Annotated in this window: 23 protein-coding genes; 15 read left to right on the forward strand and 8 right to left on the reverse strand. The window is 68.8% G+C overall.

The features are described from left to right. The first annotated feature begins 171 nt into the window (after positions 1 to 171). Positions 172 to 1,128 (forward strand): LLM class F420-dependent oxidoreductase, encoded by a 957-nt coding sequence (locus AC5Y4Z_RS12200; RefSeq protein WP_499963990.1) that lies wholly within the window; start codon positions 172 to 174, stop codon positions 1,126 to 1,128. Between the two features lie 3 nt (positions 1,129 to 1,131). Here AC5Y4Z_RS12200 and AC5Y4Z_RS12205 read toward each other — a convergent pair whose 3' ends face one another. The 3 genes from AC5Y4Z_RS12205 to AC5Y4Z_RS12215 form a co-directional block, all read right to left on the reverse strand. Beyond that, the gene (locus tag AC5Y4Z_RS12205) at positions 1,132 to 1,959 is read right to left on the reverse strand and encodes an oxidoreductase (protein WP_499963992.1); all 828 of its coding nucleotides are present in this window, start codon (positions 1,957 to 1,959) and stop codon (positions 1,132 to 1,134) included. Positions 1,960 to 2,167: 208 nt separating this feature from the next. Further along, complete coding sequence (locus AC5Y4Z_RS12210) at positions 2,168 to 4,390, reverse strand: carbon starvation CstA family protein (RefSeq protein ID WP_499963994.1); 2,223 nt, start codon at positions 4,388 to 4,390, stop codon at positions 2,168 to 2,170. Between the two features lie 35 nt (positions 4,391 to 4,425). After that, on the reverse strand, positions 4,426 to 5,955 hold the full coding sequence (locus tag AC5Y4Z_RS12215) for an ATP-dependent DNA ligase (RefSeq protein ID WP_499963996.1): 1,530 nt from the start codon (positions 5,953 to 5,955) through the stop codon (positions 4,426 to 4,428). A 112-nt stretch (positions 5,956 to 6,067) separates the two neighbouring features. Between AC5Y4Z_RS12215 and AC5Y4Z_RS12220 the strand changes: the two genes are divergently transcribed. Then, the gene (locus tag AC5Y4Z_RS12220) at positions 6,068 to 6,826 is read left to right on the forward strand and encodes an SDR family NAD(P)-dependent oxidoreductase (RefSeq protein WP_499963998.1); all 759 of its coding nucleotides are present in this window, start codon (positions 6,068 to 6,070) and stop codon (positions 6,824 to 6,826) included. Between the two features lie 115 nt (positions 6,827 to 6,941). Further along, positions 6,942 to 9,119, forward strand: coding sequence for an acyl-CoA dehydrogenase family protein (locus tag AC5Y4Z_RS12225; RefSeq protein ID WP_499964000.1), 2,178 nt, complete (start codon positions 6,942 to 6,944; stop codon positions 9,117 to 9,119). 86 nt (positions 9,120 to 9,205) lie between these two features. Here AC5Y4Z_RS12225 and AC5Y4Z_RS12230 read toward each other — a convergent pair whose 3' ends face one another. After that, a complete protein-coding gene (locus AC5Y4Z_RS12230) occupies positions 9,206 to 9,538 on the reverse strand; it encodes a Zn-ribbon domain-containing OB-fold protein (RefSeq protein ID WP_499964002.1) in 333 nt (110 codons plus the stop codon). Between the two features lie 56 nt (positions 9,539 to 9,594). On the opposite strand from AC5Y4Z_RS12230, the gene AC5Y4Z_RS12235 reads away from it, so the two are divergent. The 3 genes from AC5Y4Z_RS12235 (at position 9,595) to AC5Y4Z_RS12245 (ending at position 13,324) form a co-directional block, all read left to right on the forward strand. Then, the gene (locus tag AC5Y4Z_RS12235; RefSeq protein ID WP_499964004.1) at positions 9,595 to 10,788 is read left to right on the forward strand and encodes a thiolase family protein; all 1,194 of its coding nucleotides are present in this window, start codon (positions 9,595 to 9,597) and stop codon (positions 10,786 to 10,788) included. A gap of 30 nt (positions 10,789 to 10,818) precedes the next feature. Beyond that, positions 10,819 to 12,249 carry a FadR/GntR family transcriptional regulator gene (locus tag AC5Y4Z_RS12240; RefSeq protein WP_499964793.1) on the forward strand — a complete coding sequence of 477 codons (1,431 nt, stop codon included), beginning with the start codon at positions 10,819 to 10,821 and terminating at the stop codon, positions 12,247 to 12,249. Between the two features lie 82 nt (positions 12,250 to 12,331). Next, positions 12,332 to 13,324: an anti-sigma factor RsbA family regulatory protein gene (locus tag AC5Y4Z_RS12245; protein WP_499964006.1), complete on the forward strand. Its 993-nt coding sequence runs from the start codon at positions 12,332 to 12,334 to the stop codon at positions 13,322 to 13,324. 10 nt (positions 13,325 to 13,334) lie between these two features. Here the strand turns inward: AC5Y4Z_RS12245 and AC5Y4Z_RS12250 are convergent, their stop codons facing one another. Next, complete coding sequence (locus AC5Y4Z_RS12250; RefSeq protein WP_499964008.1) at positions 13,335 to 13,538, reverse strand: hypothetical protein; 204 nt, start codon at positions 13,536 to 13,538, stop codon at positions 13,335 to 13,337. 254 nt (positions 13,539 to 13,792) lie between these two features. Between AC5Y4Z_RS12250 and AC5Y4Z_RS12255 the strand changes: the two genes are divergently transcribed. Further along, on the forward strand, positions 13,793 to 14,275 hold the full coding sequence (locus tag AC5Y4Z_RS12255) for a homocitrate synthase (RefSeq protein ID WP_499964010.1): 483 nt from the start codon (positions 13,793 to 13,795) through the stop codon (positions 14,273 to 14,275). Between the two features lie 72 nt (positions 14,276 to 14,347). Here the strand turns inward: AC5Y4Z_RS12255 and AC5Y4Z_RS12260 are convergent, their stop codons facing one another. After that, the gene (locus AC5Y4Z_RS12260) at positions 14,348 to 15,829 is read right to left on the reverse strand and encodes a cytochrome P450 (protein ID WP_499964795.1); all 1,482 of its coding nucleotides are present in this window, start codon (positions 15,827 to 15,829) and stop codon (positions 14,348 to 14,350) included. 126 nt (positions 15,830 to 15,955) lie between these two features. Between AC5Y4Z_RS12260 and AC5Y4Z_RS12265 the strand changes: the two genes are divergently transcribed. Both AC5Y4Z_RS12265 and AC5Y4Z_RS12270 read left to right on the forward strand, forming a co-directional pair. Further along, positions 15,956 to 16,615, forward strand: coding sequence for a TetR/AcrR family transcriptional regulator (locus AC5Y4Z_RS12265; protein ID WP_499964012.1), 660 nt, complete (start codon positions 15,956 to 15,958; stop codon positions 16,613 to 16,615). An 18-nt stretch (positions 16,616 to 16,633) separates the two neighbouring features. Beyond that, positions 16,634 to 17,533: an SDR family oxidoreductase gene (locus tag AC5Y4Z_RS12270; protein ID WP_499964014.1), complete on the forward strand. Its 900-nt coding sequence runs from the start codon at positions 16,634 to 16,636 to the stop codon at positions 17,531 to 17,533. On the opposite strand, the gene AC5Y4Z_RS12275 is transcribed toward AC5Y4Z_RS12270, so the two are convergent. Both AC5Y4Z_RS12275 and AC5Y4Z_RS12280 read right to left on the reverse strand, forming a co-directional pair. Next, positions 17,495 to 18,526 carry a DNA polymerase IV gene (locus AC5Y4Z_RS12275; protein ID WP_499964016.1) on the reverse strand — a complete coding sequence of 344 codons (1,032 nt, stop codon included), beginning with the start codon at positions 18,524 to 18,526 and terminating at the stop codon, positions 17,495 to 17,497. The two genes, AC5Y4Z_RS12270 and AC5Y4Z_RS12275, sit on opposite strands and share 39 nt — an antisense overlap. Continuing rightward, on the reverse strand, positions 18,523 to 19,125 hold the full coding sequence (locus AC5Y4Z_RS12280) for a TetR/AcrR family transcriptional regulator (protein WP_499964018.1): 603 nt from the start codon (positions 19,123 to 19,125) through the stop codon (positions 18,523 to 18,525). The genes AC5Y4Z_RS12275 and AC5Y4Z_RS12280 overlap by 4 nt, the downstream gene beginning before the upstream one ends. Before the next feature lie 89 nt (positions 19,126 to 19,214). Between AC5Y4Z_RS12280 and AC5Y4Z_RS12285 the strand changes: the two genes are divergently transcribed. From AC5Y4Z_RS12285 to AC5Y4Z_RS12310, 6 genes are all read left to right on the forward strand, one after another. Next, a complete protein-coding gene (locus AC5Y4Z_RS12285) occupies positions 19,215 to 19,781 on the forward strand; it encodes an NAD(P)H-dependent oxidoreductase (protein WP_499964020.1) in 567 nt (188 codons plus the stop codon). Positions 19,782 to 20,233: 452 nt separating this feature from the next. Beyond that, positions 20,234 to 20,473 (forward strand): redoxin NrdH, encoded by a 240-nt coding sequence (locus AC5Y4Z_RS12290; protein WP_499964023.1) that lies wholly within the window; start codon positions 20,234 to 20,236, stop codon positions 20,471 to 20,473. Between the two features lie 30 nt (positions 20,474 to 20,503). Further along, complete coding sequence (nrdI, locus tag AC5Y4Z_RS12295; protein WP_499964025.1) at positions 20,504 to 20,956, forward strand: class Ib ribonucleoside-diphosphate reductase assembly flavoprotein NrdI; 453 nt, start codon at positions 20,504 to 20,506, stop codon at positions 20,954 to 20,956. Next, positions 20,926 to 24,318 carry a class 1b ribonucleoside-diphosphate reductase subunit alpha gene (nrdE, locus tag AC5Y4Z_RS12300; protein WP_499964027.1) on the forward strand — a complete coding sequence of 1,131 codons (3,393 nt, stop codon included), beginning with the start codon at positions 20,926 to 20,928 and terminating at the stop codon, positions 24,316 to 24,318. Before nrdI ends, nrdE begins: the two co-directional genes overlap by 31 nt. 22 nt (positions 24,319 to 24,340) lie before the next feature. Further along, complete coding sequence (locus tag AC5Y4Z_RS12305; RefSeq protein ID WP_499964029.1) at positions 24,341 to 24,862, forward strand: hypothetical protein; 522 nt, start codon at positions 24,341 to 24,343, stop codon at positions 24,860 to 24,862. Positions 24,863 to 24,992: 130 nt separating this feature from the next. Next, the gene (locus tag AC5Y4Z_RS12310) at positions 24,993 to 25,724 is read left to right on the forward strand and encodes a TetR/AcrR family transcriptional regulator (protein ID WP_499964031.1); all 732 of its coding nucleotides are present in this window, start codon (positions 24,993 to 24,995) and stop codon (positions 25,722 to 25,724) included. Positions 25,725 to 25,786: the final 62 nt, after the last annotated feature.

A 25,786-nucleotide genomic window follows, 5' to 3' on the forward strand; every position in this document is an offset into this window, starting at 1 on the left:
GAACATCCTTCTCCTAGACGGCGAACCCGTTCTCACTGCCGCTTGGCGCCCGCGCTTGGCCGAGCGTGCGGCCAGCCGCACGCTCGGGGCCGAGCGTGCGGCCAGCCGCACGCTCGTCGGAGAGGTGCAGCGGCGTTGCGTAGGGCGGCGGTTAGTGGGTAGCCCGCCGCCATGACGAAGATCGGATATTTCCTGTCCTGCGAACAGTTCGGCCCCAAGGAGCTCGTCGACCAGGCCAAGCGGGCGGAGGCGGCCGGGTTCGACGCGCTGTGGATCTCCGACCACTTTCATCCATGGAACGATGAGCAGGGCCAGAGCCCGTTCGTGTGGGGCGTGATCGGCGCGCTGTCGGAGGCGACGTCGCTGCCCGTGAGCACCGCCGTCACGTGCCCGACCGTGCGGACGCATCCGGCGATCATCGCGCACGCGTCGGCCACCGCGGCCGTGCAGCTCGACGGGCGCTTCGTGCTCGGGGTGGGCAGCGGCGAGGCGCTCAACGAGCACATCCTGGGCGATCCCTGGCCGTCCGTCGCGGTGCGCCAGGAGATGCTGGAGGAGGCCGTCGACGTCATCCGGTTGCTGCACCGCGGCGACGAGGTGAGCCACCACGGCAAGCACTACGAGGTGCAGGAGGCGCGTATCTACACGCGACCGGAGAAGCCGGTCCCGATCTACGTCTCGGGATTCGGCCCGCAGGGCGCGGAATTGGCCGGGCGCATCGGCGACGGCTACGTCCTGGCGATGCCCGAGGCCGAGCTGGTCAAGACGTTCCGGGACTCCGGCGGCGGCGACAAGCCGGTGCAGGCCGGGACCAAAGTCAGCTGGGACGAGGACGCCGACGCCGCGCTGAAGGTCGCGCACCGGCTGTGGGGCAACGAGGGCCTGCCCGGTCAGACCGCACAGATCTTGCCGCGGCCCCAGGACTTCGCGGCCCTCATGTCGCTGGTGGCACCGGAGACGGTCGCCGAAAGCGTCGCGTGCGGGCCGGATCCCGGCAAGCACATCGCGCAGGTGCGCCAGTACCTCGACGCGGGCATCGACGAGGTGTACGTGCAGCAGATCGGCCCCGACATGGACGGGTTCTTCGCGGCGTGGGAACGCGACGTGCTGCCCGCGGTGCGCGGCTGAGGCTCATCCGAAGTTGGTGCCGCTGGTCAGCCCTTCCCATTTGGCGATCTCGGCGGCGCGGGCTTCCGTCACGTGCCGGTAGAAGCCCAGGGCGTCGGGGCCGAGCAGCAAAAACCCGGGCGGCTCGCCCGATTCGACGGCGGTGATGATCGCGGTGGCCGCCTTGGCGGGATCGCCGGCCTGGTTGCCGTGCAGGGTGTCGTTCTCCTTGCGACGCCGCCCTGCGGTGGCCGCGTAGTCGTCGATGACCGCGGCCGACTGGGCGAGCGAGCGCCCGGCGAAGTCGGTGCGGAACGCGCCGGGCTCGACGATGGTCACCGAAATGCCGAGCGGCGCCAGCTCGCCGCGCAGGGCCCCGCTCATGCCTTCGATGGCGGCCTTGGCCGCCGCGTAGTAGCCCGAGCCCACCGGGTGCACGGTCGCGCCGATCGAGGAGATGTTCACGATCGCGCCGCTGCGGCGCGCCCGCATCCCGGGCAGCGCGGCCTTGATCATCGCGACGCTGCCGAAGAAGTGCGTCTCGAAGAGCTCGCGGACTTCGGCGTCGTCGCCCTCTTCGACGGCGGCGCGATAGCCGTAGCCGGCGTTGTTGACCAGGACGTCCACGCCGCCGAACCGCTCGTCGGCCTGGCGCACGGCGTCGGTGACCTGCGCGGGGTCGGTGACGTCGAGGACGGCGGCGAGCACTCGGTGCGGCGCGGGCTGCGCGAGGTCGGCGACCTTGGCAACGTCGCGCGCGGTCACGACGGCGTTGTGCCCGGCGGCGATGACGGCTTCTGCGAGCGCGCGCCCCAGGCCGGTCGAGCAGCCGGTGATGAGCCAGGTGGACATGGCCAGAACGTAGCGCATGGCATCGGCTCACACCTGGCGGCGGGTCAGTCTTCGAAATGGCGCTCGTAGTCGCTGCGCTCGAGGCGCCACTGCAGGTTGTAGGTCCCGGTCGCGACCAACACGATCAGCGCCACGCAGATGACGGCGATAACGGTGTTCATTTCGTCGACCGTACGGTCGACGATCACCTGCTGGCATGCGTAGTCGACTACCCCTTTGCGCCCCATTCCCGCTGGACGTCGCGCTCCGCGGCGGTGGGGATCAGTCCCGACGGCGCGAACCGTTTCGACGGCACCGGGACTTGCTCGGTCAGCGGCCTGCCGCCGCCGCGAATTGCCTTGAGCGCGGTGACAACCCCGGCGACGACCACGACGACGACGGCGATCGCGAAGAGAATCGACAGGGTGCCCTGGACGAAGGTGTTCCGGACCACCTCAGCGAGCTCGTGGGCGTCCTTGGCCGAACCGAACGCCGTCTTGCCCGCGCGCTGCGCGGCCGCGTACTGGGCGTGCTGAGTCCAGTACCCGACGGCGGGATCCCCGGAGAAGATCTTCTGCCACGACGCGGTCAGCGTGACCGCGAGATCCCACAGCAGCGGGACGCCCGGAATCCACGCCCACCTCAGCAGGCCCTTCTTGACGACCACCACCGTGAGGACGGTCAGTGAGATCCCCGCGAGCAGCTGGTTGGCGATGCCGAACAGCGGAAACAGGGTGTTGATGCCGCCCAGCGGATCGGTCACACCCATCAGCAGGATGCCGCCCCACGCCGCGACCACGGCGAGGCTGCAGACCCAGACGCCGGGACGCCAGCCCGGGTTGCGAAGCCTGGCCAGCGGGCCGCCGAAGTTGCCCAGCGCGTCGGAGAGCATGAAGCGGTTGACTCGGGTGCCCGCGTCGAGGGTGGTCAGGATGAACAGCGCCTCGAACATGATCGCGAAGTGGTACCAGAAGGACTTGAGCCCCGCGCCGCCGAACACGCGTTGCAGCACGTCGGACATTCCCCAGGCGAGCGTTGGCGCTCCGCCGGTACGCGACACGATCGACTTCTCGCCGACGCTGCCGGCGGCCTGGCTGATCTGGTCCGCGGTGGCCGGGGCGCCCGGCAACCCGAGCCCGTTGACGTAATGCGCGGCAGTGGCCGCGGTGCCGCCGGTCTGCGCGGCCGGCGCGTTGATGGTGAAGTACAGATACTGGTTGATGATCGACGCGGTGATCAGCGCCATGACGGCGACGAACGACTCGGTGATCATGCCGCCGTAGCCGATCAGCCGCATCTGGCCTTCCTTCTCCAGCAGCTTGGGCGTCGTCCCGGACGAGATCAGCGCGTGAAACCCTGACAGCGCGCCGCACGCGATGGTGATGAACAAGAACGGGAACAGCGAGCCGGCGAACACCGGGCCGTTGCCCCGGGTGGCGAACTGCGAGATCGCGGGCGCCTGGATTTCCGGCCGCGCGATGCAGACACCGATGGCGAGCAGCCCGATGGCGCCGACCTTCATGAACGTCGACAAGTAGTCGCGCGGCGCGAGCAGCAGCCACACCGGCAGCACCGACGCGGCGAAACCGTAGACGATCAGGCACCAGCACAGCGTGACCGGGGACAGGGTGAACCACCCTGCGCCCCAGGGCGTTTCGGCGACCCAATTGCCGGACACCACCGCGAGCAGCAGCAGCGCGAAGCCGATCAGCGACACCTCAGTCACCCGGCCGGGACGCAGGAATCGCAAATAGCAGCCCATGAACAGGGCGATGGGGATGGTCATCGCGATCGAGAAGACACCCCACGGGCTCTGGGCGAGCGCCTTCACCACGATCAGCGCCAGCACCGCGATCAGGATCACCATGATGACGAGGACCCCGACGAGCGCCGCCGCCCCGCCCGCCGCGCCCAGCTCGTCGCGGGCCATCTGGCCCAGCGAACGGCCGCGGCGCCGGGTGGAGATCCACAACACCAGGTAGTCCTGCACGCAGCCGCCCAACACCGCGCCGATGACGATCCAGATGCTGCCGGGCAGGTAGCCCATCTGCATGGCCAGCACCGGACCGACGAGTGGTCCCGCGCCGGCGATGGCGGCGAAATGATGGCCGAACAGCACCCGCCGGTCGGTCGGCACGTAGTCGGTGCCGTCGTCGAAAACCTCGGCGGGAGTGGCGTGGTCGTCGCGGGGCCGAACGATTTTCATCTCGATCAGCCGGGCATAGAACCGGTACCCGATGATGTAGGTGCAGATCGCCGCGACCACCAGCCACACGGCGTTGACGGTTTCGTCGCGGGCGAGCGCGATGATCGCCCAGGCGATGGCGCCGACGACCGCGATCACCCCGAAGATGATCCGGTGCCGGACGGTGATGGGGGAGCGGTCGACGATCGCGACGGGCGGCAGGTCGTGGTGGGTGCGTATTAGGCTGACACGCTCTGTCACGCCCAAACCCTACGACGACGATGGCTGTTGCGCCGGGTGAGTCAGTACAGCGCGCGTACCGCGTCGATTGTGTCGGCCTCGGCGGGGCCCTTGTCATTGCGGTAGCGCAGCACGCGGGCGAACCGCAGCGCCACGCCGCCGGGGTAGCGCGACGACTTCTGCACGCCGTCCAGCGCGATCTCGACCACCTGCTCGGGGCGCAGCCGCACGACGTGACCGTCGGTCCCGCCGACGGCGAGATCGCGAAACCGCGCGGTCTGCCAGTCCAGCATGGCGTCGGTCATGCCCTTGAAAGTCTTTCCGACCATGACGAATTCGCCGCTGGCCTCGTCACGCGCGCCCAGGTGGATGTTGGACAGCTTGCCGCGCCGGCGCCCCGACCCCCACTCCACGGCGATCACCACCAGGTCCAGGGTGTGGACGGGTTTGACCTTGAGCCAGCCCGCGCCGCGGCGTCCGGCGAGGTACGGCGCGCCGGGCGCCTTGGCCATGACGCCCTCGTGGCCGGCGGCCAGCGTGGCGTCCAGGAAGGCGCCGGCCCGCGCCGGGTCCGACGTCAGCAGCCGGTCGACGCGCTGCGCCGGCGGCACCAGCGCGTCCAGGGCGGCCAGCCGCTCGGTCGCCGGCGCGTCCAGCAGGTCCACGCCGTCGCGGTGCAGGATGTCGAAGAAGAACACCGAAAGGCGCTGCGCCGCAACGGCCGCCGCGATGTCGACGGAGCGGCCGAACCGGGAGGCGGTGACCTGGAAGCGGTGCGGCCGGTTGTCGGGCCGCAGGGCGATCGCCTCGCCGTCGGCGATCAGATCGGTGACCGGCAGCGCCAGCGTCGCCTCGACCACCTCGGGCAGCCGGGCGGTGACGTCGTCGAGGCTGCGGGTGTAGACGGTGACCTCGTCGCCGGCCCGGTGGATCTGCACCCGCGCGCCATCCAGCTTCGCCTCGAAAATGCTTGTGCCGCCGTGTCGTTCGAGCGCGTCGGTCACGCCGGTCGTGGTCTGCGCCAGCATGGGGCTGACCGGGCGTCCCACCCGCAGGGTGAAGGCCTGCAGCGCCGGCGCGCCGCCGGACAGGCCGGCGGCCGCAACCGCCGGCAGGTCCCCGCCCAGCATCGCGGCGCGCTGCACCGCGGCGGCCGGGATCCCGGTGGCCTTGGCGACGGCGTCGGCCATGATGCCGGCCAGCGCGCCCTGGCGCAGCTCGCCGCCGAGCAACCGCACCAGGAAGGCCTGCTCGGCTTCGGTGGCGGCGGCGAACAGCCCCGCGACGAGGTCGGCGCGCCGGGCCTGCGCGCCCTTGCCGGCGACGGCCCCGATCTCCGAGAAGGTGGCGTCGACGCCGAGGACGGTGAGCTCCGGATGCGGGGCCGGCGGCGGGCGGCTGCGCAACGACGCCCAGCCGACGCCGATCTGTCGCTGGCGCAGCTCACCCGAGAGCCACGACACGACGATCGCCACCGCCTCGGGGTCGGCGGCGGCGCGGCGCAGCAGGTCGGCGATGTGGGTGACCTTGGTCAGCCGCGACGAGGTGCCGCCGACATTAAGCGATGTGCTTGCCACGTCGAGGAGGAGCACGCCGCCCAGCTTGGCATGGCTCGCCGACAACCCTGCCGGGCGGACACGCTAGCGTGCCTACCTAACGTTACAAATCACACCGATTCTGACAAGCCTAGAAAGAGAGGTCCGGATGGAGATCAACGGAAAGAAGGTCGTCGTCATCGGCGGCGCGTCGGGGATGGGTCGGGCCAGCGCCGAGCTGCTGCACGAACGCGGCGCGGACGTCGCGATCCTCGACCGCGAGGGTTCCGACGGCAAGACGGTCGCCGAGGGTGTCGGGGGCACGTTCTACCCCGTCGATGTCACCGACTTCGCCGGCACCGAGGAGACGCTGCAGACCGCGGTCGACAAGCTCGGTGGCCTGCACGTGGTGGTGACCACCGCCGGCGGCGGCATCGCCAAGCGGACCATGACCAAGACCGGCCCGCACGACCTCGAATCGTTTCAGTCCGTGATCGACCTCAACCTCATCGCCACCTTCAACATCAGCCGGCTGGCCGCCGCGCACATGAGCAAGAACGAGCCCGAGGACGAGGAGCGCGGCGTCATCATCAACACCGCGTCGATCGCGGCGTTCGAGGGCCAGATCGGCCAGGTCGCCTACACCGCCGCCAAGGCGGGCATCGCGGGCATGTGCCTGACCATGGCGCGCGACCTGGGGTCGCTGGGCATCCGGGTGCTGGCAATCGCGCCCAGCCTGTTCGCCACGGGACTGACCCAGGGCATCCCGGACGAATTCGCGACGCAGCTGACCAAGGACGCGGCATTCCCGAAGCGCCTCGGCCGGCCCGAGGAGTACGCGAAGCTGGTGGCGGCCATCGTGGACAACCCGATGCTCAACGGCCAGTGCCTGCGGCTGGACGCCGGACAGCGGTTCGCGCCCAAGTAAGCACCCGCGGCGGGCGCCCTCCTCGCAATAAGTACACTCTTTAGCCAGCCGCCCCGCTTCCCCTCGAAGCGGGGCAGGCAACCATCCCGGGTAGCGGCGCGAGGAGGGCTCCCTCATGGGTATCGCACTGACCGACGACCATCGCGAACTAGCCGAGGTGGCCCGCGCGTTCCTGACCGCCCAGAAGGCGCGGTGGGCGGCGCGATCGCTGCTCGACGCGACCGACGAGCCCCGCCCCGGGTTCTGGCAGAACCTGGTGGAGCTCGGCTGGCTCGGGCTGCACGTCGACGAGGAGCACGGCGGCTCCGGCTACGGTCTGCCCGAACTCGTCGTCGTCATCGAGGAATTGGGCCGCGCGGTGGCGCCCGGACCATTCGTGCCGACCGTGATCGCGTCGGCCCTGATCGCCAAAGAGGGCACCGCCGAACAGAAGTCGCGGCTGCTGCCCGGCCTGATCGACGGGTCGGTCACCGCGGGCATCGGCCTGGGCGGCGCCGTGGAGGTGTCGGGCAACACGGCCAGCGGCGACGCCGGGATCGTGCTGGGCGCCGGGCTCGCCGAGCTGTTGGTGGTCGCCGCCGGCGACGACGTGCTGCTGCTGGACCGCGGCCGTGACGGCGTGTCGGTGGACGTGCCGGACAACCTGGACCCGACCCGGCGCTCCGGGCGCGTGCGCCTGGACAACGTGCGCGTCACGGACGACGACATCCTGCGCGGGGCACGGGAATCGGCCCTGGCCCGCGCGCGCACGTTGCTGGCCGCGGAGGCGGTGGGCGGGACGTCGGACTGCGTCGAGGCCGCCGTCGACTACGCCAAGGTGCGCCAGCAGTTCGGTCGCACCATCGCCACCTTCCAGGCCGTCAAGCATCACTGCGCGAACATGCTGGTGGCCGCCGAGTCGGCGACCGCCGCGGTATGGGACGCCTCGCGCGCGGCGGGCGAGGACTCCTCGGCGGACGAGGCGCAGTTCCGCCTGAGCGCGGCCGTGGCTGCGGCGCTGGCGTTTCCGGCCTACGCGCGCAACGCGGAGCTCAACATCCAGGTGCACGGCGGCATCGGCTTCACCTGGGAGCACGACGCGCACCTGCACCTGCGGCGGGCGCTGGTGACCGCGGCCCTGTTCGGTGGGGACGCACCGGCCGCCGACGTGTTCGCGCGCACCGCCGCCGGGGCGGTCCGGGAAAACAGCCTGGACCTGCCGCCGGAGGCTGAGGAGCTGCGCACCCAAATCCACGCCGACGCCGCCGAGATCGCCGCCCTGGACAAGGACGCCCAGCGCGACAAGCTGATCGAGACCGGCTACGTCATGCCGCACTGGCCCAAGCCCTGGGGCCGCGCGGCCGACGCCGTCGAGCAGCTCGTGATCGAGGAGGAGTTCCGCGCGGCGGGGATCAAGCGCCCCGACTACGGGATCACCGGGTGGGTGATCCTGACCCTGATCCAGCACGGAACGCCTTGGCAAATCGAAAGATTCGTGGAGAAGGCGCTGCGCAAAGACGAGATCTGGTGCCAGCTGTTCTCCGAGCCCGACGCGGGCTCGGACGCGGCGTCGATCAAGACCCGCGCCACCCGGGTCGACGGCGGCTGGAAGATCAACGGGCAGAAGGTGTGGACCAGTGGGGCGCACTACTGCGCGCGGGGGCTGGCCACCGTGCGCACCGACCCCGAGGCGCCCAAGCACGCCGGCATCACCACGGTGATCGTCGACATGAAGGCCCCCGAGGTCGAGGTGCGCCCGCTGCGGCAGATCACCGGCGGCTCGGACTTCAACGAGGTGTTCTTCAACGACCTGTTCGTGCCCGACGAGGACGTCGTCGGCGCGCCCAACTCCGGGTGGACCGTCGCGCGGGCGACGCTGGGCAACGAGCGCGTCAGCATCGGCGGCAGCGGCTCGTTCTACGAGGGCCTGGCCGACGTCCTGATCGACCTCGCCCAGCAGCGGCCGGATCAATTGGCGGGGGCCAACATCCGCGTGGGCAACTACCTCGCCGACGACCACGCGCTGCGGCTTTTGAACCTGCGCCGCGTCGCGCGCAGCGTCGAGGGCGCGGGCCCGGGACCGGAAGGCAACGTCACCAAGCTGAAGCTCGCCGAGCACATGGTGGACGGCGCGGCGATCTCGGCGGCGCTGCTCGGACCCGACGTCGCGCTCGTCGACGGGCCGGGCGCGCTGGCGGGCCGGATGATCATGGGCGCGCGCGGCATGTCGATCGCCGGCGGCACCTCGGAGGTGACCCGCAACCAGATCGCCGAGCGGATCCTGGGCATGCCGCGCGACCCGCTGATCAACTAGCGGATTCCTCCCGCCTCCCCGCGAGCGGCCGTGTCTGTACGCGACACGCCGCGTGCGGCTGGCAATTTGCGGGCGCTCGGCGGAGGCTAGGCGGGCGCGAAAAGGGGGGCCCCGCCGCTGCCCCGTTCGGGCCGCGCGGCGACGGGCATGCCGCACGTCACCGAATTCGGCTCGCAGCCAACGATATTGGCCGCCACCCGCAGGCCGCTCTGTTCGGCCAGCTCGACGATGGCGATCACGTAGGGCGTCGGGATGTCCGGGTTGTACGGGTGGTGATTGACCGTGTAGGTGAACACCGTGCCGCGCCCGGAGACGGGCCGGGCCACCAATGGGCCGCCGCAGTCGCGGCATTCGCCGGCCGGCGGGTGCACCCAGCGCGCGCAGTCGTCGCAGTGTTCGATGAGCAGCTCTCCGGGCACGCGCAATACAGTACACTCTATTGATTCGGTGCGGGCTGGTTGGACGGGCGGTGCAGGTGACCTACTTCGAAAAGGACGCGATCGTGTCCGGCGTCGGGATCTCGCAGATCGGCCGGCGCACCGGCATTCCCGGCCTGGAGCTGACGATGGAATCGGTGCGCGCGGCCATCGAGGACGCCGGCCTGTCGCCCGCCGACATCGACGGGATCGCGACCCTCGGTGACACGCCGGCGGCCGACGTGAATGCCGAACTGCGGATCGAGGCCGCCGACTGCGGGTCCGGGTTCGGCACCGGCGGCCTGCTGAGCCCGGTGATGTCGGCGTGCCGAGCGGTCGCCGAGCGGCGCGCCCGCCACGTGGTCGTCTACCGGACCATCCAGATGCTCGGCGGCACGGTGCCGGTCAAGCCCCAGGAGAACGCGCCCGCCCCGCCGCTGGCGCGGATGTTCGAGACGCCCGAGGGTGCGCCCAAGCCGGCCGTCGGCGCCATGGACGACGTCAACGATCTGGTTGCGGCCCAAGCCTATTCGGCGGCGAACTGGCTGGCGCTGAACTGCCGCCGGCACATGGAGCTGTACGGGACCACCAAGGAGCAGCTGGGCTGGCTGGCGCTCAACGGCAGGCGCAACGCCGCGCTGAATCCCCTTGCGGTGTACCGCGAACCGATGACCATGGCCGACTATCTCGGCGCCCGCCCGGTGTCGACGCCGTTCGGGCTGCTGGACTGCGACGTCCCCATCGACGGCTCGATCGCGGTGGTGGTGTCCCACGCCGAGTACGCCCGCGACTGCCCGCACCGGGCGGTGGCGGTGGAGGCGATCGGCGGATCCGACGGCGCCGGCGGCTGGTTCCATCGCGAGGACTACCCCAAGATGGCGATGTCGGACGCGACCGCGCAGATGTGGTCGCGCACGCAGCTCAAGCCCGCCGACCTCGACGTGGCCCAGTTGTACGACGGTTTCACGTTTCTCACCATCGCCTGGCTGGAAGCCCTCGGGGTGTGCGGCGACGGGGAGGCCGGCCCGTTCGTCGAGGGCGGCGCGCGCATCGCCCTCGACGGGCAACTGCCGCTGAACACCTACGGCGGTCAGCTCTCAGCCGGGCGGATGCACGGCTACTGGGCCCTGCACGAAGGGTGCCTGCAGTTGCGCGGCGACGCGGGGGAGCGCCAGGTGTCAAAGCGCCCCGAGGTCGGGGTGGTCTCGGTGGGCGGCGGCCCCGTCGCCGGCTGCATGTTGCTGACCTGTTGAGAAGCCCTGTGGGAGAGCGCAATTGAGCCTCTGAGCGGGCCGGACACCGGCCGGGTGAACAAACTGGCCTCGAAGGTGGCCCGCCACATCGAGGCGGACATCGCTCGCCGCGGCTGGACCATCGGCCAGTCGCTGGGCTCCGAACAGGCCCTGCAGCAACGCTACGGGGTGAGCCGATCGGTGCTGCGGGAGGCCGTTCGCCTCGTCGAACACCACCAGGTCGCGCGGATGCGCCGCGGCCCCGGCGGCGGGCTGCTGATCTGCGAGCCGGACGCCGGCCCGGCGACGCGCGCCGTGGTGATCTATCTCGAGCACCTGGGCACCACGCTCGTCGACCTGCTCAACGCGCGGCTGGTCCTCGAGCCGTTGGCGGCCTCCCTCGCGGCCGAACGTATCGACGAGGCCGGCATCGACCGGCTGCGCGCGGCGTTGCGCGCCGAGGAGCACTGGACGCCGGGCTCGCCGGCGCCGCGCGACGAGTTCCACATCGCGCTGGCCGAGCAGTCGAAAAGCCCGGTCCTGCAACTGTTCATCGACATCCTGATGAGGCTCACCACCCGATACGCCCTGCGATCAAAAACGGGCTCGGCAACCGAGGCCATCGAGGCCGTCGACCTCATGCACCACGACCACTCCCGCATCGTCGCCGCGGTCACCGCCGGTGACGCGGCGCGGGCCAGGACCCTGAGCGAACGACACATCGAGGCGGTGACCGCCTGGCTTCAGGAACACCACCAGGACCCGGGAGCAAACCGCGCGCGGCGGCCGCGCCGGCTCGACGACGACGCCCCCCACGTCAAGCTGGCCGAGACGCTGGCGGCGGCCATCGGCGACGAAATCGCCACCGGCGGCTGGCCGCCCGGTTCGGTCTTCGGGACCGAGCCGGCCCTGCTGGAGCGTTACCGGGTGAGCCGCGCGGTGTTCCGGGAAGCGGTGCGGCTACTCGAATATCACTCGGTCGCGCAGATGCGCCGCGGGCCCGGCGGCGGGCTGATCGTCACCGAACCCCGGGCCGAGGCCAGCATCGATACCATCGCGCTGTACCTGCAGTACCGCAAGCCGACCCGCGAGGATCTGCGCTGCGTCCGGGACGCCATCGAGATCGACAACGTCGCGAGCGTCGTCAAGCGCCGCGCCGAGTCGCCCGACGTCGCGGCGCACCTGGCAGACCTGGGCCGGCCGGGCGATCCGCGGCAGGCCGCCGCCGACGAGGCGCGGTTCCACCTCGGGCTGGCGCGGCTGGCCGGCAACGCGCTGCTGGACCTGTTCCTGCGCATCATCATCGAGCTGTTCCGCCGGCACTGGTCGAGCACCGGGCAGTCGGAGCCGACCGACGCCGACGCGGCCGCCGTCGAGCACGCACACCTGCGGATCCTGCAGGCGATCGAGGCGGGCGACGACAGCCTGGCCCGCTACCGCGTCCGCCGTCACCTCGACGCCGCGGCGTCGTGGTGGCTGTAGGAGAAGGCCGCGCGAAATGCGCATATCGCAGGCCCGTCTTGGGTATGGGGAGGGGAGGCCGATCCAGCAGGTGGTCGGCAGTGTGATCGAAAGCGAGAGCGCTGGAATGTCGGGGGGCGCACCGGAAGCGGAAACCGACCGATCGGGTTTCGTTCATTCCGTGCTCTTTTACCGCTCGCGGCAGGAATGCCTGGACTTCGTGGTGCGCTTTGTCGCCGACGGCCTCGCGGCCGACGAGGCGGTGTTGGTGGCCGTGCCGGGCGAGGAGCTGGGCGAGCTGTGGGACGCGTGGCGCGGCCCCGACGGCGAGTTGCCGCCGGAATTGCGCATCGCCGACATCGCCGAGGTCGGCCGCAACCCGAGCCGGTTCATGGCGATGGAGGGTTCGTTCGTCGACGAGTACGCGGACCGGCGGGTGCGGATCGTCAGCCAGCTCGCCTGGACCGGACGTCGCCGCGACGAACTCGTCTCCTGTGTGGAGCACGAGGCCCTGGCCAATGCGGCCCTCGACGGATACCCCGCAACGAAGTTGTGCCTGTACGACGAGGCCCGGCTGAGCGACGAGGTGCTGGCGGACGCCCGCGCGACCCATCGCGGGCTGTGGCGGCAGGGCGCGCTGTATCCCAGCGCCGAATACGCGCCCGACGACGTCCTGGACCGCTGCAACCAGCCGCTCGATGCCCAGCCGGGGGCCGTCACGTATCTGGTCAAGGAGTCCGCGGACCTTCGCCCCGCCCGCTCGTTCGCCGTCGACTACGCCGGCTGGGTGGGGATGTCCGAGGACGCCATCGACGACCTGCAATTGGTCGCCACGGAGCTGGCCACCAACAGCTTGATGTACACCGACGGCGCCTGCCGGCTGGCGTTCTGGCGCCAGGACGAGCACCTCGTGTGCGAGGCCCGCGACACCGGACGGCTGGACGACCCGTTGGTGGGTCGCCTGGACCCGGGCCCGGCGGGCCCGGCCAGCCGCGGGCTGTATCTGGTCAACGCCATCTCGGATCTGGTGCGCACGCACACCACGTCATCCGGGACGACGATCCAGGCCTATCTGCGGCTCGACCCGAACGACTGAGCCCGACGGCTCAGAGCGTGCTTTGCACCGGGGCCGGGACGGTGATGCCCGGGGCGGGAGCGCCCTTGGACGGCGGGGGGTTGTTGGACGGCGCCGGCCCGGGGCTGGTGTTCGTCGGGGCGCACGCGGCCGCCAGCACGGCGAACGCCGCGGCCAGCACCGCGCCCAGCGTCCGAACCGACAGGATGGTCTTGCTGGCACTCTTCGCGGTCATCGATCGCCTTTCGTTCGCTCGTCCGTCGTCGAAAGCACTCAACCACGGAAAGCGCTTGTCCGGCAAGGCTTTCCCCGGCGGGCCGAAAATGGATTTGCATTTGCCGGTGCGCGGCGTCTATCGTCGCGCTCGTGCGTCTTCTCGAAGCCGTAGTAGCCAGCACCCGCAGCGGGGTCTGATCCGAGACCGACCCCCCGCTGTGGGTCGGAAGCTACTACCGTCGGTCGCCCTGCTGACCAGAGAAGACCGACACGATGCCAATCCCGTCCGTTCCCGATCCCAACCCGGCCGACGGCTGGTTCGTCCACCACTTCGGCGCCGCGTTGCCGCGCGGTCTGCGCGAGGAGGCCGGCGCGATGTCCTGGGAGGGTTTCGTCGCCACCTACGCCCCGACGGCCGGCCCGGTGCGGCTGGGGCAGTGGGCCTGCACGGACACCGGGCGACGGCCCGGGCCCCAGCCCCGCAACTTTCGGGCCACCATCGCCGTCGGCGATCACATCAGCACCTCGACGGCCGCCGCCGGTGGCCCCGTCGCCGCCCTGACCGCGATGCTGCACGAGCGCGCGATCACGGTGGAGACACTGCGGTTTCACCAGCTGCACTCGGGCGGGATCACCGCCACGTTCATCCGCGGCAGCGACGGGATCCGGGCCGCGTGGGCGATGGGCTGGTCGGAGGACCCGACGCAGTCGTCGCTGCGCGCGGTGATCGCCTGCGCCAACCGGCTGATCGCCTAGTTACGGCGAGCAGACGCAAAAGCACCCAATTTCGGTACGAAATCGGTGCTTTTGCGTCTGCTCGCGCAGGGATTACAGCGGGCGCAGCACGATCGGCATGCCGTCCTTCGGCACCGGCATGCCGCCGTAGTCCCACTCGGCCTGGTAACCGGGGCGGGGCAGCTCGAGGCGGTACTTGCGCAGCAGCCGGTGCAGGATCGTCTTGATCTCCAACTGCCCGAACGCCATTCCGATGCACTTGTGCGCCCCACCGCCGAACGGGCTGAACGCGTAGCGGTGCCGCTTGTGCTCGCTGCGCGGCTCGGTGAACCGGTCCGGGTCGAATTTCAGCGGGTCGGTCCACAGCTCGGGCAACCGGTGGTTCAGGCCGGGATACGCGATGACGTTGGTGCCCTTGGGGATGTAGTAGCCCAGCAGGTCCGTGTCGCGCACCGTCTGGCGCATGGCCCACTGCACTGGCGTCACCAGCCGGATCGACTCGTTCATCACCAGGTCGAGTGACTCCAGCTTCTCCAGCGAGTCGATGTCGAGCGGGCCGTCGCCGAGGCGGTCGGACTCGTCGCGGCAGCGCTCCTGCCACTCGGGGTTGGAGGCCAGCTGGTAGACCATCGTCGTCGCCGTCGACGTCGACGTGTCGTGCGCGGCCATCATCAAGAAGATCATGTGGTTGACGATGTCCTCGTCGGAGAAGCTGTTGCCTTCCTCGTCCTCGGTGTGGCACAGCACCGACAGCAGGTCGCTGCCGTCCTTGCCACGTTGTTCCTTGACCCGCTCGCGGAAGTAGTTCTCGAGCAGCTCGCGCGCCTTGAGGCCCCGCCACCAGGTGAACGGCGGGACGCTGGTGCGGATCACCGCGTTGCCCGCGCGGGTGGTCACGGTGAACGCCTTGTTCACCTTGGTCACCAGCTCGTGGTCGGTGCCGGGCTCGTGGCCCATGAACACCATCGAGGCGATGTCGAGGGTCAGCTCCTTCATCGCCGGATACAGCAGGAAGCGCGCGTCGTTGACCACCCAGTCGTTGGCGACCGTCTTGGACACGACCGTGTCCATCTGCTCGACGTAGGAGACCAGCCGGGGCCGCACGAACGCCTCCTGCATGATCCGCCGGTGGAACATGTGCTCTTCGAAGTCGAGCAGCATCAGCCCGCGGTGGAAGAACGGCCCGATCACCGGGACCCAGCCCTGCTGCGAGTAGTCCTTGTTGCGGTTGGAGTAGATCACTTGCGCGGCATCGGGTCCCAGCGCCGCGACCCCCGGCAGGACCGGCGAGTCCCCGAAGACCACCGGGCCCTTGGTCCGGTACAGATGCATCAGGTAATCCGGTCCGCCGCGCAGCATCTCGATGATGTGCCCGAGGACCGGCAGCCCCGCGTCGCCGAGGACCGGCTTGAGGTCGCTGCCCGGCGGGGGATCGGCGAGCTTGCGCTCCGGGAACTGCGTGTTCAGCAGCCTGTGTTCCACCAGGCCCATGCCGGGGAAGTTGTTGAACGACGGGGTCAATCGGCGCCGCGCCTGGTCAACCAGGTAGTGCGGGGTGCTGATCGTCGCGGCCATCGAGGCTCCTTTGCGCTCCTGGGCAAGCCGAGGGATGGTGACAGCGGTCACTGATCCCTATCCTTCGGGACAAAGTTGACGGCTGTCAAGTTTGCTTTTCCCACGGTGTGGTGCAAGGTCGAGGGCGTGAGCAGCCACGCCGCCGACCCGGAGCCGGGCGAACCGGCCATCCGTCGGCGCGGTGACAAGCACCGGCAGGCGATCATGCAGGCGGTGCGCGACCTGCTCGAGGAAAAGCCGTTCGCGGAGCTCTCGGTCAGCACCATCAGCCAGCGGGCCGGGGTCGCGCGGTCCGGCTTCTACTTCTACTTCGACTCCAAGTACGCGGTGCTCGCCCAGATCGTGGCCGAGGCCGCCGAAGAACTCGAGGAGCTCACGCAGTATTTCGCCCCGCGCCAGCCGGGCGAGTCGCCGGAGCAGTTCGCCAAGCGGATGGTCCGCAGCGCCGCAGCGGTGTACGCGCACAACGACCCGGTCGTGACGGCCTGCAACGCCGCCCGGTACACCGACGCCGAGATCCGCGACATCCTCGAGCGGCAGTTCGAGGTGGTGCTGGGCGAGATCGCCGACGTCGTCGACGCCGAGATGAAGGCCGGGACGGCCACGCCGATCAGCGACGACATCCCCACCCTGGTGCGCACTTTGGCGGGCGCCACCGCGATGGTGCTGACCGGCGACCCGATCATGGTCGGCCAGCAGGGTACCGGCGACGACGACACGGAGCGCCGGGTGCGCGTGCTCGAGCAGCTGTGGCTGAATTCGCTGTGGGGTGGCGGCCAGAAGTAACGCGGTAGGGTCACGGCCATGGCACTCTCGGCACGGTATTACGCGGGCAAGCGGTGTCTGGTCACCGGCGCGGCCAGCGGCATCGGGCGCGCGACGGCCCTGGCGCTGGCCGCCCAGGGCGCCGAGCTGTATCTGACCGACCGCAACGCGGACGGTCTCGAACTGACCGCGGCCGACGCCCGCGCGCTGGGCGCGCGGGTGCCCGTCCACCGCGCCCTCGACATCGCCGACTACGACCAGGTCGTCGCGCTGTCCGACGAAATCCACGCCCGGCATCCGAGCATGGACGTGGTGCTCAACATCGCCGGTGTGTCGGCGTGGGGCACGGTGGACCGGCTGACCCACGAGCAGTGGCGCAAGATGATCGCGATCAATCTGATGGGCCCGATCCACGTGATCGAGACGTTCGTCCCGCCCATGGTGGCGGCCGGGCGGGGCGGGCACCTGGTCAACGTGTCCTCGGCGGCCGGGCTGGTCGCGCTGCCGTGGCACGCCGCCTACAGCGCGAGCAAGTATGGGCTGCGCGGACTTTCGGAGGTGCTGCGCTTCGATCTGGCCCGGCATCGCATCGGGGTGTCGGTGGTGGTGCCGGGCGCGGTCAAGACCCCGCTGGTGAACACCGTCGAGATCGCCGGCGTCGACCGCGAGGACCCCCAGGTCGCCCGCTGGGTCGACCGGTTCAGCGGTCACGCCGTGTCGCCGGAACGGGCGGCCGACAAGATCCTGACCGGCGTCGCAAAAAACCGCTACCTCATCTACACCTCGCCGGACATCCGGGCGCTGTATGCGTTCAAGCGGCTGGCGTGGTGGCCCTACAGCGTGGCGATGCGCCAGGTCAACAGGGTGTTCACCCGGGCGCTGCGGCCCGGCCCGCCGCCGCTATCGCGGCATGGCCAGCTCGAGTCGCACCCCGAGTAGCCGGACCGGGCGGTCCAGTTCGAAGAGGTCCAGCACGCGCAGGGCGGCGTCGGTGATGGCGTCGGCGTCGGTGGTGGGCGCGGGCAGCTTGCGGATCTTGGTGCGGGTGTAGAACGTCGCCGTGCGCACGGTGACCGCGACGCGGGTGACGATCCGCCCGCCCGCCAGCACGTCGTCCAGCGCCTGGCGCGCCAATCCCGTTACGGCGGCGTCCATTTCGGCGCGGTCGGTGAGGTCGCGCGGAAACGTGACGACGTGGCTGCGCGAGCGCGGGACCCAGGGCTCGGCGCTGACGTCGGCGTCACCGCCGCCCTTGGCCAGCAGCAGCAGCCACAGCCCCGTGCGGGGACCGAACGTGGCCGTGAGCAGCTCGGCATCGCTGTGCGCAAGCTCGCGAACCGTTGTGATACCCAGGGCGGCAAGCTTTTTCGCCGTCTTGGGGCCCACGCTCCACAGCGCGTCGACCGGGCGGTCCGCCATCACCGTCATCCAGTTCGCGTCGGTGAGCGCGAAGACGCCGGCCGGTTTGGCGAAACCCGTGGCGACCTTGGCCCGCTGCTTGTTGTCGCTGATGCCCACCGAGCAGGACAGTCCGGTTTGCGACGAGATGACCGTCCGGATCCGTTCGGCCACCTCGACCGGATCCTCCGCGGTGACGCCGACGTAGGCCTCGTCCCAGCCCCACACCTCGACCGGGTGGCCCAGGTCGCGCAACAGCCCCATCACCTCGTCGGAGGCCGCGTCGTAGGCCGCCGGATCCGAGGGCAGAAAGGTCGCGTCGGGACAGCGGCGGGCGGCGCTGCGCAGCGGCATGCCCGCGCGCACGCCGAATTCCCGCGCTTCGTAGGAGGCGCACGTGACGACCTTGCGCGGTTCGGCGGGGTCGCCGTTGCCGCCGACGATGACCGGCAGCCCGACCAGGCCGGGGTGGCGGCGCAGCTCGACCGAAGCCAGGAACTGGTCGAGGTCCACGTGCAGGACCCAGGCCGTCATCTCCCGCACAGCTTGCGCGCCAGGCTTTCCCACGCGTCGCCCAGCGTCTCCAGCGTGTGGCCGCCGTCGTTGAGCTGATGCTCCACGTAGTCGACGTCGAGCAGCGCCAGCAGGGCGTCGGTCTGGGCATCGAGCTCGCCCGTCGTGTGCGCCGACGCCAGCAGCACCCGCACGTGGGTGCGCAGCACGGCGGCCGGCGGGCCGTAGCGGGTGTGCGGGGCGCGGTTGGCCGCCGACAGCAGCGCGTGGTGGGTGTGCACGAAGCGCATCCGGTCCCGGCCGAAGGCGACCAGCCGCTGCAGCGGCGGGGCGTCGGGACCCAGGGGCGGCGGGCCGAAGAGGAAAGCCTGCTGGCTGGCGCGCTCGTCCTCGTCGAGCAGCACCATCATCAGGCCGGCCCGGCTGCCGAACCGGCGGAACAACGTGCCCTTGCCGACGCCGGCGGCCGCGGCGACGTCGTCCATGGTGACGGCGTCGGCGCCGCGCTCGGCGACGAGGGCGCGGGCCGCGTCCAGCAGGCGCGCACGGTTTCGCGCCGCATCACCGCGCTCCTGCGGGAGCTCGGTTGGTGCGCAGACGGGCAACTCGGCACCGGTCACCCCTGCACTTTAACGCCGTGGGATTAAATCGGACCGTGGTCCGGTTAGATCGTGCGAGGATGTAGACCAACAACGGAAGGAAGCCGATCGTGCCAGAGAACCCCGACATCAAGGTCTTGGCGTTGGTGGGCAGCCTGCGGGCCGCGTCGATCAACCGCCAGATCGCCGAGCTGGCGGCGGCGGTCGCCCCGCAGGGCGTCACCGTCACGGTGTTCGAGGGGCTCGGCGAGTTGCCCTTCTATAACGAGGAGATCGACGACGCGGTCAGCCCCGGCGCGCCGGCTCAGGCCCCGGTGGTCGCGCTGCGCGCCGCCGCGGCCGCCGCCGACGCCGCCCTGGTGGTCACCCCGGAGTACAACGGCAGCATTCCCGCGGTCGTCAAGAACGCCATCGACTGGTTGTCCCGGCCGTTCGGCGATGGCGCGCTGAAGGGCAAGCCCCTGGCCGTCATCGGCGGGTCGTTCGGGCGGTACGGCGGGGTGTGGGCACACGACGAGACCCGCAAGTCGTTCGGGATCGCCGGCGCCCGGGTGATCGAGGCGATCAAGCTGTCGGTGCCGTTCAAAACCCTGGAGGGCCGGGCGCCCGCCGAGCATGCCGAGCTGTCGGCCAACGTGCGCGACCTGGTGGGCAAGCTCGCCGCCGAAGTCGGCTGAAATGGGCTTTGCTGGCCGGGCGCGGCGCGGCCGGCGGTCGGCCCGGCTGGGCATCGTGCCGAGGCGTAGTTGTCGGTGGCCGCTGATATACCGGTGGGCGTGCGCTTCGTCGACGAATATGTGATCTGCGACACGCCGGTGGCGTGCTCGGCAGAGGGCACACGACCAGGGAATTTCAGAATTGTTATTCCGAACATCTTGTATCTGGACAACTTGTCGGCCACTAGGTGTAGTGTTTCGAGCACCGGCAGATCCCAAGATCCCCAAGCCGGCCGGGCTTGGGGGACCTCCCCGAAACGGCGTGAAGACGTCGAAGCCAGCTGCTTCGACCCGGACGGCCGCATGACGGGAATCTGGGGGCCTGACGGGCCGCTGAACGACAGCGAAGACCGCAGTACCCCGTTAGTTGCCAGTCCGTACCAGGTCCCACCTTCCGCAAAGGAGCGGCTTCCATGAGCATCACCGTGTACACCAAGCCGGCATGTGTGCAGTGCAGCGCCACCTACAAGGCCTTGGACAAGCAGGGCCTGGCCTACGAGAAGGTCGACATCACGCTCGACTCCGAGGCGCGCGACTACGTGATGGCGCTGGGCTACCTGCAGGCACCGGTGGTGGTGGCGGGCAACGACCACTGGTCGGGTTTCCGGCCGGATCGCATTAAGGCGCTGGCCGGCGCGGTGCTGAGCGCGTAGGCAGACATCAGGTAAAGGGGTTGCGGTGCCATGGACGTCACGCGGCGCAGCCTGGTCTATTTCTCTTCCGTGTCGGAGAACACCCACCGCTTCGTGCAGAAGCTGGGTGTTCCCGCCACACGGATACCGCTGCACGGACGCATCGAGGTCGATGAGCCGTACGTGCTGATCGTGCCGACGTACGGCGGCGGCCACGCGACACCGGACCTCAACGCCGGGGGCTACGTCCCCAAACAGGTCATCGCTTTTTTGAACAACGAACACAACCGGTCGTTGATCCGCGGCGTCATCGCCGCGGGCAACAACAACTTCGGGGCCGAATTCGCCTACGCGGGCAACGTCATCTCCCGCAAGTGCGGCGTCCCCTACCTGTACCGCTTCGAACTGATGGGAACCCCGGACGACGTGGATGCCGTCCGCGCCGGTCTCGCCGACTTCTGGAAGGAACAGACGTGCCACCAACCGTCGCTGCAGAGCCTGTAACCGCCGCCGCGCATGTGGTGTCCGAAGAGACGGACTACCACGCGCTGAACGCGATGCTGAATCTGTACGACAAGGACGGCAGGATTCAGTTCGACAAGGACGTGCTCGCGGCGCGCCAGTACTTCCTCGAGCACGTCAACCAGAACACCGTCTTCTTCCACAACCAGGACGAGAAGCTCGACTACCTGATCCGCGAGAACTATTACGAGCGTGAGGTTCTCGACCAGTACTCGCGCAACTTTGTCAAGGAGCTGCTGGATCGCGCGTATGCCAAGAAGTTCCGCTTCCCGACGTTTCTGGGCGCGTTCAAGTACTACACCTCCTACACGCTGAAGACGTTCGACGGAAAGCGCTACCTGGAGCGCTTCGAGGACCGCGTCGTGATGGTCGCGCTGACGCTGGCGGCCGGCGACGTCGGCCTGGCCGAGAAGCTGGTCGACGAGATCATCGACGGCCGGTTCCAGCCGGCCACTCCGACGTTCTTGAATTCCGGGAAAAAGCAACGCGGAGAGCCGGTTTCATGTTTCCCGGCCGGAACTCCGGTGGATACACCCGAGGGCCCAAAGGCAATCGAGACGTTGCGGGCGGGTGACCGGGTGCTTTCGCACGATGGGTCCTTCTCGGTCGTCGAGTCCGTCATGGAGAACCCCAACGACCGAGCACTCATCTCGATCTCGCACTTCGGGCACAGGGAGCCGATTCTGTGCACTCCGGAGCATCCGATTCTGGTGTGGACCACACGCGATGTGCAGACACTTATCGACGGCGACGGAGCTGACGCCTTCGACGGATTCGTTTGGTTGGCCGCCAAAGACATTCGCCCCACAGACTTCATCGTCACGGCAGCGCCGCTGGAGGAACGGTCGCGACGGGTCTACGACCTGATGGAGTACGCCGGCGCGGGCGATTACGAAGAGGTCGACGGGCTCATCCGTAAGGTCAACACCGATCGGAAACACCGCAACAAGCAGCGCCACCACATGCGCTTCGTGTCGGTCAATCGCTACGTTGAAGAGTCGTACGACCTCGGTCTTCTGCTTGGCTGGTACGTCGCCGAAGGCCATATCTCCAAGCGATCAGGGCCCACGGACCGGACTCCGAACGGCATTCACTTCACGATCGGCACACACGAATTGTTGTACCAGCAGGAGTTGGCGGCGGCATTCAAGCGCGTCTTTGCGGCGGATCTCGCCGTTCACCAGAGTGTGTCCGACCAGTCGGTGCGCATGATTTGCAACAGCAAGATCGTTGCGTCGCTATTCCTCTCCCTGGTCGGCACGGGATATCACTCAAAGCGGTTGTCGAACGACGTCTTAACGGCCGATGAAGAGTTTCAGCGTGGATTGCTGGCCGGGTTGTTCCGCGGGGACGGGTGCAGCACCGCCGGCGGAATGGTTCTCGACCTGGTGAATCCTCAGCTGATCGATCAGGTGCAGCTACTGTTGCGCCGCAACGGGATCGTGTCCAGAGTCCGCCAATACGTCAACCAATCGGGCAATGTGACGGGACAGGTGTTCGTACCCGGTCTGCCTGGGGCCAACGAAGACTTCATCTTCGACGTGGGCAAGAACCTCCACAACTACGTCGGCCAGAAGGGGACCTCGCGCACAACTTATCGCGTCGTGTATGGAAGGCACGTCTACGGAATCCGCGAACTAAAGCGCACGCAGGAAGTTCCGGAGAAGGTGTACAACCTTCACGTCGAGGCCACGCACACCTACACGATTCGCGGCACGGTTGTGCACAATTGCTTCCTCCTTCGCATCGAAGATAATATGGAGTCGATCGGCCGGTCTATCAACTCGGCGCTGCAGCTGTCCAAGCGCGGCGGGGGAGTCGCGTTGCTGCTCAGCAACATTCGCGAGCACGGGGCGCCGATCAAGAACATCGAGAACCAGTCGTCGGGCGTCATCCCGATCATGAAGCTCCTGGAGGATTCGTTCTCCTACGCCAACCAGCTGGGGGCGCGCCAAGGCGCTGGCGCGGTGTATCTGCACGCGCACCACCCCGACATCTACCGCTTCCTGGACACCAAGCGCGAGAACGCCGACGAGAAGATCCGGATCAAGACGTTGAGCCTGGGCGTGGTGATCCCCGACATCACCTTCGAGCTGGCCAAGAAGAACGAGGACATGTACCTGTTCTCGCCGTATGACGTGGAGCGGGTCTACGGTGTGCCGTTCGCCGACGTCTCGGTGACCGAGAAGTACTACGAGATGGTCGACGACGCGCGCATCCGCAAGACCAAGATCAAGGCGCGCGAGTTCTTCCAGACGCTGGCCGAGCTGCAGTTCGAGTCCGGCTACCCGTACATCATGTTCGAGGACACGGTGAACCGCGCCAACCCCATCGACGGCAAGATCACGCACAGCAACCTGTGCTCGGAGATTCTGCAGGTGTCCACACCGTCGCTGTTCAACGAGGACCTGTCGTATGCCAAAGTGGGCAAGGACATTTCGTGCAACCTGGGGTCGCTGAACATCGCCAAGACGATGGACTCGCCGGACTTCGCGCAGACCATCGAGGTGGCTATCCGCGCGTTGACCGCCGTCAGCGACCAGACCCACATCACGTCGGTGCCCTCAATCGAGCAGGGCAACAACGACTCCCACGCCATCGGGCTGGGGCAGATGAACCTGCACGGCTACCTGGCCCGCGAGCGGATCTTCTACGGGTCCGAGGAGGGCGTCGACTTCACCAACATCTACTTCTACACGGTGCTCTACCACGCGCTGCGGGCGTCGAACCGCATCGCGATCGAACGTGGCACGCACTTCAAGGGTTTCGAGAACTCCAAGTACGCGTCGGGCGAGTTCTTCGACCGCTACACCGACCAGGTGTGGGAGCCGGCGACCGACAAGGTGCGTCAGCTGTTCGCCGACGCCGGCATCCGCATCCCCACCCAGGACGACTGGAAGCGGTTGAAGGAATCGGTTCAGGCGCACGGCATCTACAACCAGAACCTGCAGGCGGTGCCGCCGACCGGGTCGATCTCCTACATCAACCACTCGACGTCATCGATCCACCCGATCGTGTCGAGGGTCGAGATCCGCAAGGAGGGCAAGATCGGGCGGGTCTACTACCCGGCGCCGTACATGACCAACGACAACCTGGAGTACTACCAGGACGCCTACGAGATCGGCTACGAGAAGATCATCGACACCTACGCCGCGGCCACCCAGCATGTGGACCAGGGGTTGAGCCTGACGCTGTTCTTCAAGGACACCGCCACCACCCGCGACGTCAACAAGGCGCAGATCTACGCCTGGCGCAAGGGAATCAAGACGCTGTACTACATCCGGCTGCGGCAAATGGCGCTGGAGGGCACTGAGGTGGAGGGTTGCGTCTCCTGCATGTTGTAGGGCCGCAGGACGCGAGGGTCCAGTGACCGCCGTTACCACGCATCCGATCGTCGACGCCGTGCTGCAGCGTTACGCGGACGCGTTGGCGACCGACCTTCCTGCCTACCGCAATCATGTGTATCGGGGATTGACCTACCACCAGGCGCTGTCCGGTGCCCCGGTTCCTGACTGGGTGGCGCTCGCGTGGGCGGTGCACGACCTGGGCATCTGGACCGCAGGCACGTTCGACTACCTCGAGCCGTCCGCCGACCTCGCGTCGAGCTTGGCCGACGAGTTCGGCATCAGCGAAGTTGGCCAGGCACGAACGATGATCACCGAACACCACAAGCTGCGCGCCGTTGGCGACCCCCTGAACGAGACGTTTCGCATCGCCGACCGCGTCGACGTCAGCCGCGGACTGTTGCCCGGTGGCCTTCAGCGATCCTTCGTCAGCGGGGTTGTGAAGGAATTGCCCTACCGGGGATTCCACGCTTTCCTGGCGCGTGGGCTCCTCGGCTATGCGGCCACTCATCCGCTCCGGCCGTTCCCGATGCTGCGGTGGTGACAAACGCGCGCGACGAGTGTGAACGTCGCGACGGCTTCGCGGCGTGTCGCGTCGCGAAATTCACGCTCGGCGGGCCGAGGGCCGCGCGGTTTGCCGAGGTCAGCGGTGCCCGCGCGGTATGGTGCTTGATGTGGTGAGAATTCCCCGACCACCCCACCCGAGCGTCAAGCCCGGGGCCAAGGTCGACGCGCGCAGCGAACGCTGGCGCGAGCACCGCAAGAAGGTGCGCGGCGAGATCGTCGACGCCGCGTTCCGCGCCATCGACCGGTTGGGACCCGAGTTGAGCGTGCGGGAGATCGCCGAGGAGGCCGGCACCGCCAAGCCGAAGATCTACCGGCACTTCCACGACAAGTCCGACCTGTTCCAGGCGATCGGGGAGCGCCTGCGCGACATGCTGTGGGGGGCGATCTTTGCGTCCATCGACCTGAAGACCGACTCGTCGCGCGAGGTCACCCGGCGCGCAGTCGAGGAGTACGTCAACCTGGTCGACAAGCACCCCAACGTGCTGCGGGTCTTCATCCAGGGCCGCTCCGCGGCCAGCCCCAAGATCCTCGAGGAGGGCCGCGGGATCACCCTGGCCCTGGCCGACATGTTCGACAACGAGTTGCGCGAGATGGAGCTGGACCACGCGGCGATCGAGCTGGCCGGGCACGCCGCGTTCGGGTCGGCCGCGTCGGCCACCGAGTGGTGGCTGGGTCCCGACCCCGACAGCCCGCGGCGCATGCCCCGCGAGCAGTTCGTCGCCCACCTGACGACCATCATGATGGGCGTCATCGTCGGCACCGCCGAGGCGCTCGGCATCACGATGGACCCCGACCAGCCGATCCACAGCGTCGTCCCCAGCAACCCCGCCGCCAGCTGACCGCCGCGTTGACATATCCGATACCCTGAGTACTGGGTATTTGCGTGAACTAAACAGGAAGA

Source organism: Mycobacterium sp. NGS63, from assembly GCF_059812295.1.